We start from the raw sequence: 17,558 nt of genomic DNA, 5'->3' as shown, positions 1-17,558 counted from the left end.
GTGGACCCCGATCGCATGATCGCGTGCGATCGGGAGTTCAAAGGGTTCCAAACGCTCCTGTAGAATCACCCTACGTCGACATCGCGTACGCGACGGTGAGGGGGATCGCGTAGACGATGTGGCCGATCGTCGAGACGACCGTCGCCGGGAACGCGACGTTCGGGAACGGGGGCGCGGCGGGGAAGCCGACGGCCGCGAGCCACAGCGGCATCACGAGTGCCGCGAGGACGAGCGTCGTCAGGACGCCGTAGACGACGCCGAGACCGATCGATCCCGTGAGTTCCCGAGCGGGTTCACGGAGCGGTCCGAACTGGACGAGCGCGACGTACACGAGACCGAGGACGACACCGTGGAACTGGTGAATCGCCCAGCCTGCGAGCAACGCCGGGCCTTCGATCCCGTACATGGCCGGGATTACCACCTCCAGCAGCGGGGCCGGCATGACGAACATCATCATCAGCCCGAAGAGGATACTCCCGACGAACCCGCCGACCGCTCCGGCAATCCATTGTTCGGATGTTACTGACGATACTGGCGACGCGGTTGTGGTTTCTGTTGCCATAGTAGTCTCCGTTACAGTCCACGCACGCCACAACAATAATCAATTGGCTAACCAATTGGTGAGTAGGTTACCACGAAGAAATGTCGGGTTGCAACCGGACGTTCATACTCCAGGGCGTGTGAACGGGCGTATGGAAGAGTTCGACTTTCTGGTGATCGGCTCCGGGTCGGGGCTCGACGTCGCCAACGTTGCAGCGAATCAAGGGCAGTCCGTCGCCGTGGTCGAGAAAGGACCGTTGGGCGGGACCTGTCTCAATCGCGGCTGTATCCCATCGAAGTTACTGCTCTATCACGCGGACGTCCTCGAAACGATCGAGCGCGCCGGAGAGTTTCACATCGACGCTCGCGTCGAGGACGTCGGCTTCGCCGATATCGTCCGGGAAGTGAACGAGGAAGTCGAGGCGGACGCGGAATCCATTCGACAGGGCCTCCGCTCGTCTTCCCAACACAGCCTGTTCGAGGGAGAAGGACGGTTCGTCGACGACCACACGGTCGAAGTCGTCGACGGCGAAGACGACGGGGCCCGACTCCGGGCCGAGACGATCCTCATTGCGGCGGGATCACGGCCGTCGATTCCGGCCATCGACGGCATCGACGAGGTCGGTCATTTGACGAGCACGGAGGCGCTCCAGCTCGAAACGCCCCCCGACCATCTCGTGATCGTCGGTGGGGGCTACATCGCTGCCGAACTCGGCCACTTCTTCGGGACGTTCGGAAGCGACGTGACGATCATCGGCCGTCGACCGAACCTGCTTCCGGAAGCCGACGACGAAGTCGCCGAGTCCTTCACCGAACGCTACGCCGAGCGATTCACCGTCCACACCGGCCACATGGCCACTGCAGTCTCCGAGAGTAACGGAACCGTGTCCGTCGAGGCACAGCCGTACGAATACGGAGACGATGGGGGCATCGTCGACGAGGAAGCGGGTGTCACCGTGACGGGCGACGAGTTGCTGATCGCCGCCGGGCGCGTGTCGAACGCCGACACGCTGAATCTCGATGCGACGGCAGTCGAGACAGACGAGAGAGGCTTCGTCGAAACCGACGAATACCTCCGAACGGCCGCGGACGGCGTCTGGGCGCTGGGCGACATCGTCGGCGAATACCTGCTGAAACACAACGCCAACCACGAAGCACGGACCGTCGCGCGAAACGTCTTCGGGAGCGACCTCGAAGCGATCGATTACAGCGCGATGCCCTTTGCCGTGTTCGCCTCGCCGGAAGTGGCGGGCGTCGGCGCCAGCGAGAGCGAGCTACAAGCCGAGGGACGGGACTACGCGACCAACACCTACCGATACGAGGAGACCGCCCGCGGCGACGCGATGAAAGCCGAAGGCTTCGTGAAGGTGCTCATCGACCTCGACGGTGAAATACTCGGTTGCCACATCATCGGCCCCGACGCCTCCACGCTCGTGCAGGAAGTCGTCGTCGCGATGACGGCCGGTTCCGGAACCGTGCAGGACATCCGCGAGAGCATTCACATCCACCCGGCCCTCCCCGAAGTCGTTCAGCGGGCGTTCTCCGGGCAGTTCACCCGCGGCGGGCACGATCACTGATTGCGTGCAGTAGACAGGACTGATCCCCTCCCCTCTCGCACCCCTACGATTCTGCGGTCGTGAGCGAGTAGACGCGCTGTCGGGCGTCGGCAAACGAAATCCGGGAGGTCACCAAGTCCTCGTCTTCGAGTTCTCGCAGTGCATACCGAACAGTTCGGTCCGGAAGTCGCGTCGATTCGACGAGTTCCGCTTGGGTGAGTCGACCCTCGTATTCGAGTGTCTTGACGACCAGTTTCGCGCTCGGCGGGAGTGCTCGTAACGACGATGGTTCCGGCGACGACGGGACGGTAGCGTGACCAGCCATTGGTACCAGCGACGACGGGAACCCTCTTAACCCCGTATCGGCTGTGCATCGGAGCCACACGCTCGGATGCGGCATCTCATCCGGTCGAGGTCGCCACCGACGTGAACACGCGGGTATCCGGTCTGAACGCCGCCCAACTGAACCAGAAGAGGTCGTCCCAGTGGGGATGTTGGTCGAGCGTCTGCCCCGCGAGCTCCCCAGCGACGGCCTCCCCCGAGAGCGTCCAGTACGTCCCGGTTTCGTCGTCCCGAGCGACGGCCTCGTCCGGACCGTCGGGCGCGGGACGAAACGTGAGAACGTGTTCCCCAACCTGTCGGTAAAAGACGTTGCCAATTTCCCGTTCGGGATCGTACAGCACGGCGATAGCCGTCCCGCCGACCGTTTCGTTGATGACGGATCGCTCGTCGAGGACTGCCCGCGGAATCGCGACCCGCTCCCCGTCGCGTTCGATCCCGAGGACGTACGACATCGCCGGGAGTCGGTCGTCGACGGCAGTTGTGAGACCGTGGAATGGCGTGTCCCTCGCTTCGAGTTTCGGGATGGCGACCATCATATCGAGCATGACGGCGACGATTCTGTCCCGGAGGGATTGCGGTGGAGCGGACACCAGCGTCGTCTCCGGATGGAGCCGTTTCCACTCTCCCCACTTGGCGATCTGGACGGGGATCGACTCCAGTACCGTTCCGTCGTCGGGCCCCGCGACGACGCGCGCCTCGAGTTGCTGAATGTAATTTCCGGTGTTCCGGTCCAGCAACAGGATGTTGTTGTCGGGAGCCGTGATGGGGAGGATATCCATCGGCTCGCCGTCGAAGTCCGCGTGAAACGCGACGCCGCTGTTACAGAGCACACAGTACGTGACGACGAGCGAATCCCCCTGGACGACATCGGGAAGATAGTGGGGCCGAGCGATGTGTTTCCGCGGATACGCCCTCGCCTCGCCATCGTGGTCGAGACCGAGCACCGTCTCGTCCGGAGCGAGCAGTTCGTCTCCCTCCGCCGCCGAGAGCACGGTTCGTTCTTTCGGGGGCGACATGACCGAGGGGACGTAGCCGATCCAGAACGCGACGGCCGACACGAGTGTCGTCGCTCCGAGAAGCCCGATCCAGCGGAACTGCCCGTCGGCGAGCGCACGTACGAACAGGACGAGCAACGAGAGGATGCCGACGCCTCTGAGTAGCCACCGGCGTTCGAAGAGGGCAATCTGTTTCTCGCGCGAGTACAGCACCAGGTCGACCGTAGCCGGTGAAAACGGGAGATACGTGACGGCCAACAGCGCGACACCGAAGGTGTAGAGCCCGACGTTGAACAGGTCGATCATGGAGTACCTCCGGGGATGGACAGCGACATCTGGAGATCAAACGTGACCGACACTGACCGACAGTCGATTCGAACACCCATGACAGCAGACTGCAGGACAGGGTGGCTGTTTAATCCAGTTCGCTCGCTACAACGACCCTCCCGTGCGCGAAAAGCATATATTGGCGTCTACTATCCCGCCAATCGTGGCTGTTGTCGTCGTGGCGACTGTCACGAAAACGGTCGTATCGGATCGTCTCATTCGACGCAGCAACTCATCGTGGACGTGTCCCTGCGGAACGCCTGACAGGCGTGTTTGAACGCCTCGCTGAACGTCGGGAAGGGGTGACCGGTGTCGAAGATGTCGTCGATGGTGATTGGCCGCACGGATCGAGAGGCCATCGTTCCCCCGTTCGAACGAACTACGGAAGAAGCTCTCGACACGAGGATATACGCTTCGTTCACCGAAGATTCCCGGCACCTCCCGAATGTAGTATAGCGATCAGCGCGACTGGACACCAGACGGACCCGCTGATTTTTGTAAGTCGACTCTGATGTACGGAGTATGCATTCACCGTCGCTGGGTGGATTACTCGCAACCGACGGTGAGACGCCCGATGCGACATCCCACGTAGTAGGGCGATTCGATGGAAATCAGATTCTCGTTCCGCTCCTCACCCGATCGGTTCCTGCGCTGACCGATCAGTTGAAAGTCGCGACGACGCTCGCACGCGCGACGGACGCCTCGCTGACGGTCATCAATCCGGATAGTACTCTCTCAGGAACACCCAACGAATACCATCACGAGATATCCGATGGCGACGAAGCCGACCTTCTGGAGTGGGTGTTCGATCAGACCACCGAGTCGCTTCCACGAGTGAACGGGGATTGTGTCTACACTCGTGGTGTCGTGACCGGCATCCTCCAAGCAGTCAGAACGCGAAACGTGGATACCCTCGTCGTGCCCGGGAGCAGCCGTGAGCGTCGCCTCCGCATGGGCATCACCGAACGGATTGCGGCCCACGCCGATGCGGACGTGGTCGTCGTGAACGGTCGGACCGGATTCAAGGATCCGGCATCGATTCTCCTCCCGATTGCTGGCGGCCCTCACTCAGGGCTAGCCGCCGATGTGGCAGCCTCTATCGCCACCGGCTCCGACGCTTGGATCGACATTCTACACGTCATCGACGATGACGCACCCGATCAGCGGCGAAACGATGCCGAAGAGTTGGTAGACAACGTCCACCGTCGGATCGGCCGCCCTGATACCACGACGAAGTGGGTACTCGAGACGACAGACACTCTGGCGGCGATCATCGACCAATCGCGATGCTACGACCTCACGATCATCGGCGCTCCGACGAAAGGCCGTCTGCGGAAGTTCATGTTCGGATCGACGAATCAATCCGTCCGGAAAAATGCCGGAAGCGTCGTGCTTTCGGCCCGAAACAACAGTCGACGCTAATCCGAATTCGCCGCGGAGTGATGTGTGGTGTCGGACCTGCGGTGTGTGAACTCGTCGCCGCCTCGGTTCGGGATTGTAATAGTGCCGTGTGAACGGCGTTGCACACTCGCCGGGACTATTTGTCGTGTTTCAGTGAACGATCGATCGGTGACAGTCGATGGATACTGACCTCGGACCCACCGGGACGGAAACGCTCTGTGACGTGTGTACGACCGAACTGGATCGCGTATCGAAAATCGGACGGCTCGCCGATCGGGAACTGGACCTCCTCCGACAGCCCAAACGTCGTATCAACGTGAACATCCCGATACGAATGGACGACGGGAGCGTGGAGGTGTTCCCCTCCTTCCGGATCCAGTACAACACCGCCCGTGGACCGACGAAAGGTGGAATTCGCTACCACCCGTCGGTGAATGCCGACGAAGTCGACGAACTGGCCTTCCTGATGTCGCTGAAGTGTGCCGTCGCCAACATCCCGTTCGGCGGCGCCAAAGGAGGGATACAGGTCGACCCGTCGCGGCTCTCGGAGGGGGAACTGGAGCGCCTTTCGCGAGCCTACATCAACGAGTACCACCGGAACATCGGCCCGGAGACGGACATCCCCGCGCCCGACGTGAACACCGACGGCCGGATCATGGCGTGGATGCGGGACGAATACGAGTCGATCACCGGACGGCAGGCACCGGGCGTGATCACGGGGAAACCGGTCGAACTCGGCGGGAGCGAGGGCCGCGAATACGCGACCTCCCTCGGCGGGGCAGTGATCCTCGACGAGTTCGTGAACGAGGTTGGAATGACACGGGAGGGAACGACCGTCGCGGTTCAGGGGTTCGGAAACGTCGGCTCCTACCTCGCGAAGTTCCTTCACGAGCGGGGGTACGACGTCGTATCGGTCAGCAACGTCGACGGCGGAATATACGATTCGAGCGGTATCGACGTGCCGGCGCTGTTCGATGCGTACGAGTCCAGCGACGACCTATTCGAGTTCGGTGCGGCGGAGATCACCAACGCCGACCTGTTGACACTCGACGTCGACGTGCTGATTCCGGCCGCCATCGAGAATCAGATCACCGAGGCCAACGTGGCGGAGGTTCAGGCGGATGCAGTGCTGGAGATGGCCAACGGACCGACGACGTCGCGGGCCGATGAACACCTCACAGAGCGGGGGATTCCGGTCGTCCCGGACATTCTCGCCAACGCCGGCGGGGTCACGGCGTCGTACTTCGAGTGGGTGCAGAACACGACGAACGAGTACTGGACGGAAGAGCGGGTGCGTGAGAAGTTGGCGACACAGCTCCGAGAAGCATTCGCCGACCTTCGAGAGATCAAAACGGCGTCCGAGACGACACGCACCTGGCGAGAAGCGGCGTACACGCGCGCCGTCGAGAGCGTGCTACAGGCAGAGGCGTATCGGGGCAACGTCGCGAGGGACGACGCCGAACGATCGGACTGATCACCGTGTGTCGGAGCCGGTCGGCTTAGACCCAGTTCCTGCGGCCGGGTAGGAATCACGTTCGATGGCTCGATGAGTAGATCCGTCTGACCGCGGTATAGATGTAGCGAACCACGGGACGAAACCGCCGTCGTTCGGAATCGTTCAGTGGCTGAACGAAATCAACGGCATTGCACTCAGAGACGGTAATATCGACGACCATCCCGACGCTATCGTGCGATTACGAACGAGAAGTCGGCGATGGGCGCTGCAGGATTTTGAACCACGGTCGCTCGCTAACGCTCGCTCTCTGGTTCAAATCCCTCGCGGTACATCTTCCGCTCCTCACGTCAGTTCGTCGCAGGAAGATGGGCGCTGCAGGCGCTTGTACGCTCGACGAACGAAGTCCCTTGCTGTGCCTGAAACGGTCGAAATCGAAGAGCGCTGAACACACTGAAAATCACTGCCGGGAAGATGTCACGGTCGTACGATAGCCCTCCACGCGCTCGTAGAAACCTGATGTCAGTGACGACTCCATCTCAACAAGACTTATTGCAATTTGCGTGCAATTTGCTACTACTGATGGCGACGAGAGAAGCAAACTGGGATACTCCACTCGATACTGGTGGCGAGGTGTTCGCGCTCCTCGGGAATCCGCGAAAAGCGTGGATCTACACCTATATCGACCATCATCCGGCGACGACGATCCAGGATGTCGTCGGGACGCTCGATCTCCCACAGCGAACGGTCTACGAATACGTCGGCGACCTCGAAGCCGCGGGCTTCGTCGAACAGTCGAATGACGGACGGCCGGCGGAATATACCGCTCACGAGATCGATCTCCAACTGGTCGCAGGCGATGCCGAACGACGAATCACGCCGGAGCTAGTCGAGGCGATCGCCCGTCGAATGCGGGATGACGACGTCGATACGTACATCGATCGCCACGGGCTCGACGGGCTCGCCGTCGCACTCGACTACGCCCGTGAATACGCCGACGGGTCCGTCACACACCGGATTATGGCTCGTGAACAGGAACTCTCTCCGTTGGAAGCAGGCGTCATTTTGGATGCACTCCGGCCCGTCGTCGAGGACTGATCCGGTATGGAACGCGACGGAGAGGTCATCTTCATCGATTCGTCGGTTCTCATCAGTTGCGGTCGACGTGACAGTGCGGGGTTCCAAGCACTCGCCCGCGAGGCCCGTCAGCGTGATGCGATCTTCCGGATCTCACCACAAGTATATGCCGAGGTGACTGGTGATACTGCACTCGACGCGTATTCTCCTGATCGGTCTCCTGTCGACGAGGCAGTACAGGAGGGGTGGATGAAGGTTACCGAGAGTCCGGCCTATTCGGACTCGGATGTCTCGACAGTGATGGATCGGGCACGGAGCTTCATTTCGAACTCCAGCGATCGCCCGGAGGACATCGTCGAGAAAGCGGATACGGAAATCGTGGGACTGGCGCTCGAAACCCTGCTTGATGGGGCTGGGGATCGAGTTCTCGTCGTCACGAACGATATTCCACTCGGCGAAGCAGCCGAATCGCTACTTCCGAACTACGGATTCGACGACGAGCAAATCACCTGGCTCACCGGTAGTGAACTCGCTGCCGAACTCGCCGAGGATTTCGTCCCCGAGTTCGACTGATTCGAGGGCAGGATGACCGAGCGTGTTCTGTACTCGTTCCCATCAACTATGTAGTGTCGCGTTTCCGTGACCAGTACCTCCCGATTTTGTTGGGACACAGTTGCTCGCGACCGAGAGACGTTCAACGACCCAATGATTAGAGGTCGTGCACCACGCCGTAGAGACAGCGAACCGCGGGACGAAACCGCCATCGGTCGGAATTGTTCAGTCGCTGAACGAAATCAACGGCATTGTTGTCAGAGACGGTGATCTCGACGATCATCCCGTCGTTGTCGTGCGATTACGAACGAGAAATCGGCGATGGGCGCTGCAGGATTTTGAACCACGGTCGCTCGCTAACGCTCGCTCTCTGGTTCAAATCCCTCGCGGTACATCTTCCGCTCCTCACGTCAGTTCGTCACAGGAAGATGGGCGCTGCAGGCGCTCGTTCACGCGGTGAACGAGATTCCTTGCCGGGCCTGAGACGGTCGAAATCGAAGGGTACTGAACGCACTGAAAATCACCGCTGGGAAGATGTCACGGTCGCCTCGTCAGTGCTGTCGCCGGGTGGCTGATCAGCCGTGAGGACAGCGAACTTGGTGGAAGCGTAGCGAGCACACAGAACCGACTCGGAGCAACCCCGAAGAGTCGATTGCTGCCGGGCACCCCGGCCCGGGCACGGACCACAGACTCATGTTCGTCATTCACGAATGGGGAATCGATGACCGACCGAGATGACGATGGCCGACGGCCAAGTTCGGCGGATTCCAGTCGTCGACGACGATGGAGGCTCGTTGGAATCGCCACGCTGGACGACGTCGCTGCCGTGATCGAGAGCCAGTCCCGCGAATTCGAGCCGGACGAGTAATCCGTCCCCCGTCGCAGCGGGTTCTCACAGGATCCGTCCCCCGATCAGTAACTTCATTTCGTGTCCGACCGCTCATGTAATTGGTTCAGGGTGGATACGCCGAAATTGAGGCGGTCGCTCATTCACATATCCTCCTTGCTCGAAAACGACGTTCGTACTGCAAGTTGTCGACCACGCCCTTCGTATATTTTAGAGAATGAGAGGGATGTCCCGTCGATATCTGGTCGTCATCTTCCAATTTCTCCCCTTCGCGCTGGCATTTGGGCAACGTGCCCACCGCCGAGCTAACTCCGTTGATCGCGCGTTTACCGAGCGACCCTATATAGAGACGTTGGACCGCAGTTCTGAATAAGCTTGGTCTGCCGGTAGTCCGTCAGTAGGTTGTCGGACGCACGAGACCCAGCTATACGACCACTCCGCTCGCAAACACTCAAATCCCCAAAGCAGCTAACGGAGACGTGACACAGTCGCTCCTCGTGTACGACGGTAGCAACCCGATGTTCCGTGCGGCCGCAGAGGCGGCGACCCGCCAAGTAGACGGCGTCGTGGCCGTCCGCTGGGACGCCAAGCCAATACAGGCATTCCTCGAAGCGCAGTTTGATTCTCGCCCCTTCGCGTTCATCCTCGTCGAGGGCGAGTCTGTCCACGTCGGCACGGAGACGGTCGGACGGATACTCAGTCGACTGGGCCTCGCCGACCCGCTGGTTGCGGGACTAAAACGAGCCTATGCGGCCGGCGGCGCCCCGGTTGGCCGACTGATCCACGGACGAACGATTGCGGATCTCGACGGGACGTTCCCGCTGTCGGCGGCGGCCGCATCCCACCTCACGGATCTTCGACAGGTCCAGGAGATACCTGTCGAGGAGGCCCCCATCGAGGAGGACTGATCAGCCATCCGCCAGCGCCCGCTGGACCGCCACCTCGACCGACGTCTGCTCGATGGGAACGACTGACTGCAGGTCCCGGTCGGGGTCGACCGTCACGGGGTTCCGCATACTCTCAGCCAGCGGGCGGGCGATGGCGTACTGGACGTCCGTTGTCAGTCGGAGCCAGTGCGAAGAGAGCCCCGGAGACATCACCGGGACGGGCACGATGAGCACGCGTTTGCCTTTCTCCTCGGCAGTCAGCTTCAGCAGTGATTTGTACGACCACACTGTTGGCGCGCCGATGTCGTAGATTCCGCCACGGGTCTCCTCGACGTCGAGGACGCCGATGAGATAGGCGACGGCGTCGTCGATGCCGATCGGCTGACACGGCGTACTCACCCACTTCGGGACCGTCATCACGGGCAGCCGGTCGGTGAGGTCGTCGACGATACGGAAGCTCGCGCTGCCGGCACCGATGATGATCGCCGCCCGGAGGACGGTCAGATCGAAGCTCCCCGCTTCGAGGACCGACTCGACCTCCCGGCGGGAGGCGAGGTGTGGCGAGAGATTCCGCTCGTCGCCGCTGATGCCGCTCAGGTAGACCACCCTGTCGACGCCGGCCGCCGACGCCCGCTCTCGGAACCGGCGGGCGTAAGTTCGGTCCAGATCCGCGAAATTCTTGGCTGTCAGCGAGTGGATGAGGTAGTAGGCCGCGTCGATGCCGTCACAGAGCCCTTCCAAGGATGCCGGATCGGCGAGGTCGCCTTCGAATATCTCGACATCGTCCGGAAAGCTCGACCGACTCGCACTCCGAGAGAAGGCGACGACTTCGTGGCCGGCCGAGCGCAGCGACTCGACGAGCCGACCACCGACGAATCCAGTTGCACCAACGACGAGGACACGCATTGATGAGTGTACGGGCCGTTACGGCAAGGGTGTTCGGTTGGCTCACTCTTACTCGTCTCCCATCCCTGTCGCCTCGCCCACGGTTGCGGTGAACCCGACTGCACGCAGGCGGTCGGCCAGCGGCGTCCCGATCGCAGCGGCGGGGGTCAACACGCCGCCGGAGAGCGGCGAGTCTGTGTCGTCCTCTCGCAGGCACATTCCAGTCTCCCCGAGCATCCGCGCAGTTGCGCCGTACCCCGGTCCCCAGTCGGCCCCGAACTGCGCCTCGACGGTGAAGGGGTCGTCGTCGGTCGTTCCGCGGCCGAGCACCCGGACCGTGAAGTAACCCTGTTCGGTCTCCTCGCTCGTCGGCCCCTCGCCCGGGTCGGGGAAGACGTATTTCCGGATGCCCGACCGGAGCGGTCCGACTGACATCACCGCCGAGAACAATCCCAGACCCCCGGCGACCGCCCCCGCCGTCGCCGCGCCTCTGAGGCCGCGCCCGGTGGGAACGACCTCCGAACAGCGGAACTCCCGACCCCAAGGGTAGCCCAAGAGGGCGTTGCTCCGCCTGACGATGCGCTCGTTGATGGGGGCCATCGGCGACGGTGCCGTCCACTCGTCCCGCAACGGGTCCTTCCGGGGCCACCGCTGTTCGCCCGGGTCGACGCCCTTGCGCTCGCCGGGCGGGGCCAGCGAGTATGGGTTCACTAGCGTCCGCCGGACCACCGGGTCCTCAGAGGCGGCTTCGAACAGTTCACCGAAGCTGGCCAGCGTGCCGCCGCTGACGCCCCCGCTGCCGTCCTCGAGGTAAATGCGGACCGCTTCGCAGGGGACACCGAACGTCTCGCGGGCGAACGACTGGACGAGCGCGGTCCCGATGTCTGCAGGCACGGAGTCGAACCCGCAACTGTGGACGATACGCGTCTCCGCCTCAACCGCCGCGTCGTGGAACCGGTCGACAGTCTCGCGGATCCAGTTCACTTCGCCGGTCAGGTCGCAGTAGTCGGTTCTGGCGTCGATACACGCCTCGACCAACGGTGTGCCGTACGTGGTGTACGGGCCGACGGTCGTGCAGACGACTGCCGTGCTGGCGGCTATCTCCCGGAGACTCTTCGGGTCGGTCGCGTCGCCGAGGAGTATCGGAACGTCGTCCCACTCGGTCCCCACGGTGAGGTCGGCCGCCAGCGCTTCGAGACGCTCCTCGTTCCGGCCGCCAATCGCCAGCGTGAGCGCGTCCGGGTCGTACTGCTCGGTGAGGAACTCGGCGACGAGCCGTCCGGCGACGCCCGTGGCACCCCAGACGACCATGTCGTGCTGTCGTTTGGTGTCGGGCATCTGTCCGGTGTAGGGCCCCAGGGGCCTAAGATGGCAGGTCCGTCAGTCCCCCGAATGTGCTCTCTAGGGAAATAGGGAAGCGATACAGGGTCAGCCGTACACACTTTTTACCCGTTTCGACCGCATAGTTTCGCCGACGGCTCATCCGACGGGCTATCCAGTCGATCGTGTGATAGAAAACAAACCACTAAATCAAATGGTTCTCAATAGAGAATCTTGCACCCGGCAACTCACGCCATAACTACCGCTATTGAGGGACCGCCGATGCTATGAAATGTGTACGACTCGGATCGGTCGGCGACGAACTCTGATATACAGGGGATTCTTAAGCCGGGGGTGCTGGATACGCACATCGACTCTGCTCCTAGAGCAGAGCCAACAGGGGAACTCGGCGTCCCAACGGTCCCAGTCGCCGCGGTTTCGTGTGCTGTATACGCGCCCTGTATGCAGCAGCGCCTCGACGAACTACCGAGCATCTGCCAGTACCGGTCTGCGAGATACAGAGCGTGTATGCAGCACACGCCAATTTGAACCTCTCTAATCGATCGATGCTTAATATTTCCAAAGACAAGATTATTGAAGCAAGCGAGATAACGCCATATGAAACTGAATGGTCTTTTCATTTGACACCACTTACAAAGATTTAGACTCAAACCTCTATTCGAGAGTAACGCCCAAAAGTATCGCTAATCCCAAAATTTTGGTTCTTAATGACAGGCTATGTGCTGATCTTGGATTGGATATAACGAAGCTCAATGCTAAGATTCTAGCAGGCCAGGACCGCTTGGAAGAACCAATCGCCCAAGCATATGCAGGCCACCAGTATGGAAGTTTTACCGTCTTGGGCGATGGGAGAGCGATGATACTCGGCGAACATGTGCACGATGGTAATAGATACGATATTCAACTGAAAGGGTCTGGTCGAACGCCGTACTCCGGAAGAGGCGATGGTAACGCAACTGTCAGCTCGATGCTCAGAGAGTACCTGTATTCATATGCGATGCAGAATCTAAACATCAAAACATCGAGAAGTCTGGCAGTCGTCGAAACTGACGAAGCAGTCGAACGACGACAGACAGAACCTGGAGCCACCCTTGTCCGAGTGATGAACAGTCACATTCGATACGGGACCTTCCAGTACGTTGCAGGCCAGGCATCCGACGAACTACGGCGATTCACTGACTACGTTATTGACCGGCACTACCCGCAATTAAATGAAAAAGATCGTACGTACCTAGAGTTCTTCGATGCAGTCATGCAGTCGTCGATTGAGATGGTCGTTGACTGGTTACGTGTCGGATTCATTCATGGCGTCATGAATACGGATAATATGAGTATCGATGGAGAAACATTTGATTACGGACCCTGTGCCTTCATGAATTACTATGATGAGGAGACGGTGTTCAGCTCAATCGATAAGCACGGGCGATATGCATTCGGAAACCAGCGACCCATCTTGCGGTGGAATCTCGAACGGTTCGCAGAGGCACTCCAACCGCTGTGTACACAGTCAGCGCTCACGTATGATGAAATCGAAGGCAAACTAGACGAGTTCGAGGATCGATTTGATGCGCAATACTACACGATGATGCGGAGGAAACTGGGGATCAACTCAGATGGCGAGGAAGAACTCGTCGATGAATTCTTGGAGTGGCTTCGCAAATCGAACGCAGACTATACCAATACGTTCCTCGAATTAGAGACGCCCGGTACGTTTGATGACCCAGCGTTTGCAACTGCAGAATTCGAACGGCTTAGGAATAAGTTGGCTGCTGTCGGCCTGGATGAGGAGTTGATACAGGAAGCCAATCCGCGGTATATCCCCCGCAACTACCTAGTTGAAGAGGCACTGGATGAGTATCTCGAAACTGGGGATCTATCCAAATTCAAGAGGTTACTGACCGTGTTGGAAAACCCCTATACATCGAAGGATATGGGTCCACAATTCCAGCAACCACCGCCACGAGAGTTCGATGCAGAGTATACAACGTACTGTAATACTTGAGCGGATATTACCAAAATAAACACTTCGAAATTACCAGCGTCGAGTTCACCAATCGGTGACGAGCGGGTCCGACACGACTGTCAGAGCCAGGTGTCGATGCTATCTGGCTGTCAATTCCCGACCGGTTGGCCAGTGTGGCAGCGTGGCGCGGCCTGGCCGGGTGCGTACTCACTGAGCGATTGATTTTCTGGCGGCTGTGTGTCCTGTCCCCGAACCGGGGAACGCGAATCACAGCCGGCGAAGACTCCCAACACAACCCGTAACGAATTCTACGCGAATTCAGTAATGCCATGCTGAGTAGGTAATAGCGCCTCTAAAACACCCAGAAAGGGAGGATTCAGCACGGGCACCGGTTCATTTTCATATCATCCAGATCTACTGCTATCTGGTGATTCTCCTGGCAGGAACAGCCAGCGTCGAGTCTACTAGTAGTTTCTGAATGTGGAACACCCGTAATTAACAACTGCCAGTCGATCCGACGATCGAACTACGACTGGGGTACCTCGTTTTCAGGTACTATCCCAAGTATCTCCGATCCCCTACGTCGAAACCACCACTCGGCGACAGTATGGAGTTCCGTTACCAACCACTCCCAGTTCTCGAAGTTGCTGGGACCCAGTTGCTCGTGACCGAGTGATGGTCAACGAGCCAATGATTAGCAGCCATGCGCCACGCCGTAGAGACAGCGAACCACGGGACGAAACCGTCGTCGTTCGGAATCGTTCAGTAGCTAAACGAAATCAACGGCAGTACACTCAGAAACGGTGATATCGACGATCATTCCGACGCAGTCGTGCGATTACGAACGAGAAATCGGCGATGGGCGCTGCAGGCGCTCGTACGCTCGGCGAACGAAGTCCCTTGCTGGGCCTGAGACGGTCGAAATCGGGGACTATAGAATACACCCGAAAACACAGTATTCTGTAATCCCATCTATTTCCGTACGCCTTCGATCACGGTCAATGTGGACGACGACCTCAAAGAGCGGATGGAGAAGCACCCGGAGATCAACTGGAGCGAGGTGACGCGACAGGCTATTCAAGAGAAAATCGAGACGCTCGAAGTGATGGACGAACTCACCAGTGGGAGCGAACTCACCGAGAGCGACGTGCGGGACATCGCCGACAAAATCAACGAGCGTGGACCCGAGCGAATCAACGAGGTCCGAAAGGAACCGTGACGTGAGGAGGATGGGGCAGCGATAATTACCGGATCGATACGGTGATTCGGCGAGAACTGTAGCAAGCACTGCTATCTCTTGTTTCGGGTGGTTGCTGAGGGACACTTCCGCGGGTAACCGCCCCTCGTTTTGAATGTCTGAACAGAGACAAATTATTTGAGTCTCGCAGTGTGAGAGCTAGTACGATGACCGAACCGCATCCGGAATCGTGGACAGAAAGTATGAGTGGGCGTGAGCGCGTCCGGCACGTCGTGGAATTGCTGGACGAGCCAACGCCGGTTCAGGAGATCGCAGACCGAGCAGATGTCTCGCGCACGACGGCCGACGATGAACTCCAGCGCTTGAAGAGTGACGATTGGGTCACTGAGACGACGCTTGAAGGGACGAAGGCGTACGACCTGAACCCAGTCCGGATGCTCTTCGACGAAGTGACGGACTTGATCGAGGCCCACTCGCGTGACGAACTGGAGAGCCAGCTCACGGAGCTGAAGGAGGAACAGGAAGCGCTGGCGACGGAGTACGACGTCAGTTCACTCGACGAGTTCCGAGAACGGCTCGCTGACGAGGAACTCTCTGCAGAGGAACTCCGTGAACGTCGCAACGTGATCGCGACGTGGGATGCGATCAATACGGAACTCGGGCTCGTGAAGCACGCTCTCCAACTGTACGACGATGTCAGCGAACTCTCGTCACCGCGGACTGACTCTCCCTCGACGCTCGCCTGATGGTCGTCTTCCTCGCTAATCGAGCGAACTTGCAGAGTAAGCGGCTCCACGACCGCATCCAGAACCGGCTCAGCGGCGAATTCGATAACGTCCGACGACGACGTGCTGAACCTCGCGAAGCCGGTCCGTACCGTGTCGTCGCTGAGGTAGACCCACGCCAGTTCCTCGATGACGACGAGTATCCGGTGACGAGCGCGCGGGTCGAGATCGGGTTCCAACTGCAGACTGGCGATCCGTACGAGTACTACTGGTTCAACTGGATCGAACCGGAGCGTAGTCTGCTCGTCGGGTGGCATCAGGACGACACCCACGATGATCTCGGCCCAGTTCATCTGCAGGTGAATGACTGCGCGACGTCCGCCGCGCACGAACCGGCGCAGTTCATCGACTCACATCCGTTAGATGTCATCGAGCGGAGATTCACCTCGCTACGAGATGTAATTCTCACGGTCGAGTGGGAGCAGGGACGACCCGTCGGACTCGATTCCTAACCAAAGCCCACTGACTCTCGTTTTGCTTGGGGGACGGTCGACCGTGATTGGGGGACGTTCAACGGGCCAATGATTAGAGGCCGTGCCCCACGCCGTAGAGGCAGCGAACCAGAGGACGAAACCGCCGTCGATCGGAATCGTTCAGTCGCTGAACGAAATCAACGGCATTGTTGCCAGAGACGGTGACATCGACGTTCACCCCGCCGTTGTCGTGCGATTACGAACGAGAAATCGGCGATGGGCGCTGCAAGCGCTCGGTCAGTTAGTGAACGAATCGTCCTTTGGGGCGTAAGACGGTCGCATTCGGGCAGTCGAAGTTGAGGACGCGGAACTGAGTCGTGTCGCCCATTGCAGTTTGAGGTAGTGCCCGTATCTCGATGAGTATTTTTTCGGATAATATGTTCGAATACAGAAATAGAGGGCTGGAACAACCAAACAGGTCGTCTAGAGCTTTCGCTATTGTGGGTCCATTCCGGACTCAATTCCACGATAGACGCCTGCCTGACTGCTGTCCGCGCTCACACGGCGGTAATCGGGAGTAGCATACAAACGAATTCGATCACACAGGCTTGGGAACACGCGCCGTGGTAGGTATCTGTTGGGTTACTCCGACCGTTCAAGCCTCTCGCGGCGGACCTCGAACTCGTCGTCAGTGAGGTCTCCACGAGCGTATGCCGTGCGGAGTTCCTCCATCGCGGGATCTCGAGAAGCCTGCGTTTCGCTCATGCGCCGGAAGACGAGGTAGCCACCGCCGAGAAAGATAAGGAGGAAGATCAGCGGGACGAGCATCCCGACGAACGGCCACCACCCACCAGTACCGCCATAACCCATCATCCCGCCGTATCCCGTCATCCCGCCGAAGCCCATCCCCATCGTGAGCAAGGGCAAGACAACGATTGCCCCGAGGATGAGGAGGATAATGGTCGTAGTGTCGAGTTGGTTCGATGAAGACATCGA

At 59.7% G+C, this 17,558-nt stretch carries 17 protein-coding genes; 10 read left to right on the top strand and 7 right to left on the bottom strand.

Annotated features, from left to right (window positions below):
• Positions 1-70: 70 nt before the first annotated feature.
• Positions 71-457 carry a hypothetical protein gene (locus DU484_RS12045; RefSeq protein WP_262342784.1) on the bottom strand — a complete coding sequence of 129 codons (387 nt, stop codon included), beginning with the start codon at positions 455-457 and terminating at the stop codon, positions 71-73.
• 235 nt (positions 458-692) lie between these two features.
• Between DU484_RS12045 and DU484_RS12040 the strand changes: the two genes are divergently transcribed.
• The gene (locus DU484_RS12040) at positions 693-2,117 is read left to right on the top strand and encodes a dihydrolipoyl dehydrogenase (protein ID WP_114586307.1); all 1,425 of its coding nucleotides are present in this window, start codon (positions 693-695) and stop codon (positions 2,115-2,117) included.
• Between the two features lie 43 nt (positions 2,118-2,160).
• Here the strand turns inward: DU484_RS12040 and DU484_RS12035 are convergent, their stop codons facing one another.
• The 3 genes from DU484_RS12035 to DU484_RS19570 all read right to left on the bottom strand — a co-directional run bounded on the left by DU484_RS12035 (position 2,161) and on the right by DU484_RS19570 (position 4,119).
• Complete coding sequence (locus DU484_RS12035; RefSeq protein ID WP_114586306.1) at positions 2,161-2,421, bottom strand: winged helix-turn-helix domain-containing protein; 261 nt, start codon at positions 2,419-2,421, stop codon at positions 2,161-2,163.
• A 76-nt stretch (positions 2,422-2,497) separates the two neighbouring features.
• Positions 2,498-3,739 carry a DUF3179 domain-containing (seleno)protein gene (locus tag DU484_RS12030; protein WP_114606006.1) on the bottom strand — a complete coding sequence of 414 codons (1,242 nt, stop codon included), beginning with the start codon at positions 3,737-3,739 and terminating at the stop codon, positions 2,498-2,500.
• Between the two features lie 236 nt (positions 3,740-3,975).
• Positions 3,976-4,119, bottom strand: coding sequence for a hypothetical protein (locus DU484_RS19570; RefSeq protein ID WP_157969339.1), 144 nt, complete (start codon positions 4,117-4,119; stop codon positions 3,976-3,978).
• A gap of 592 nt (positions 4,120-4,711) precedes the next feature.
• Between DU484_RS19570 and DU484_RS20445 the strand changes: the two genes are divergently transcribed.
• The 5 genes from DU484_RS20445 to DU484_RS12005 all read left to right on the top strand — a co-directional run bounded on the left by DU484_RS20445 (position 4,712) and on the right by DU484_RS12005 (position 9,998).
• Positions 4,712-5,182 carry a universal stress protein gene (locus DU484_RS20445; RefSeq protein ID WP_262342783.1) on the top strand — a complete coding sequence of 157 codons (471 nt, stop codon included), beginning with the start codon at positions 4,712-4,714 and terminating at the stop codon, positions 5,180-5,182.
• Positions 5,183-5,339: 157 nt separating this feature from the next.
• Positions 5,340-6,635 carry a Glu/Leu/Phe/Val family dehydrogenase gene (locus tag DU484_RS12020; RefSeq protein ID WP_114606004.1) on the top strand — a complete coding sequence of 432 codons (1,296 nt, stop codon included), beginning with the start codon at positions 5,340-5,342 and terminating at the stop codon, positions 6,633-6,635.
• A 561-nt stretch (positions 6,636-7,196) separates the two neighbouring features.
• Positions 7,197-7,712, top strand: a complete 516-nt coding sequence (locus tag DU484_RS12015; RefSeq protein ID WP_114586302.1) for a DUF7437 domain-containing protein — start codon at positions 7,197-7,199, stop codon at positions 7,710-7,712.
• Between the two features lie 6 nt (positions 7,713-7,718).
• A complete protein-coding gene (locus DU484_RS12010) occupies positions 7,719-8,264 on the top strand; it encodes a hypothetical protein (protein WP_114586301.1) in 546 nt (181 codons plus the stop codon).
• Between the two features lie 1,305 nt (positions 8,265-9,569).
• Complete coding sequence (locus tag DU484_RS12005; protein ID WP_114586300.1) at positions 9,570-9,998, top strand: hypothetical protein; 429 nt, start codon at positions 9,570-9,572, stop codon at positions 9,996-9,998.
• Here the strand turns inward: DU484_RS12005 and DU484_RS12000 are convergent, their stop codons facing one another.
• Positions 9,999-10,883 carry an NAD(P)H-binding protein gene (locus DU484_RS12000; RefSeq protein WP_114606003.1) on the bottom strand — a complete coding sequence of 295 codons (885 nt, stop codon included), beginning with the start codon at positions 10,881-10,883 and terminating at the stop codon, positions 9,999-10,001.
• A 48-nt stretch (positions 10,884-10,931) separates the two neighbouring features.
• A complete protein-coding gene (locus tag DU484_RS11995; protein ID WP_114606002.1) occupies positions 10,932-12,200 on the bottom strand; it encodes a saccharopine dehydrogenase family protein in 1,269 nt (422 codons plus the stop codon).
• Between the two features lie 610 nt (positions 12,201-12,810).
• Here DU484_RS11995 and DU484_RS11990 point away from each other — a divergent pair.
• From DU484_RS11990 to DU484_RS11975, 4 genes are all read left to right on the top strand, one after another.
• Complete coding sequence (locus tag DU484_RS11990) at positions 12,811-14,205, top strand: protein adenylyltransferase SelO (RefSeq protein WP_114606001.1); 1,395 nt, start codon at positions 12,811-12,813, stop codon at positions 14,203-14,205.
• A 988-nt stretch (positions 14,206-15,193) separates the two neighbouring features.
• Positions 15,194-15,385, top strand: coding sequence for a hypothetical protein (locus DU484_RS11985; protein WP_114606783.1), 192 nt, complete (start codon positions 15,194-15,196; stop codon positions 15,383-15,385).
• Between the two features lie 221 nt (positions 15,386-15,606).
• Complete coding sequence (locus DU484_RS11980; protein WP_114606782.1) at positions 15,607-16,110, top strand: winged helix-turn-helix domain-containing protein; 504 nt, start codon at positions 15,607-15,609, stop codon at positions 16,108-16,110.
• Positions 16,110-16,601: a hypothetical protein gene (locus tag DU484_RS11975; protein WP_114606000.1), complete on the top strand. Its 492-nt coding sequence runs from the start codon at positions 16,110-16,112 to the stop codon at positions 16,599-16,601. Before DU484_RS11980 ends, DU484_RS11975 begins: the two co-directional genes overlap by 1 nt.
• A 603-nt stretch (positions 16,602-17,204) precedes the next feature.
• Here the strand turns inward: DU484_RS11975 and DU484_RS11970 are convergent.
• Positions 17,205-17,555 (bottom strand): SHOCT domain-containing protein, encoded by a 351-nt coding sequence (locus DU484_RS11970; protein ID WP_114605999.1) that lies wholly within the window; start codon positions 17,553-17,555, stop codon positions 17,205-17,207.
• Positions 17,556-17,558 lie beyond the last annotated feature (3 nt).

The sequence above is a fragment of the Haloplanus rubicundus genome (assembly GCF_003342675.1).
GTDB lineage: Archaea > Halobacteriota > Halobacteria > Halobacteriales > Haloferacaceae > Haloplanus > Haloplanus rubicundus.
Note: the sequence above shows the minus strand (reverse complement) of the source record. Positions and strands in the feature narration are given on the sequence as shown.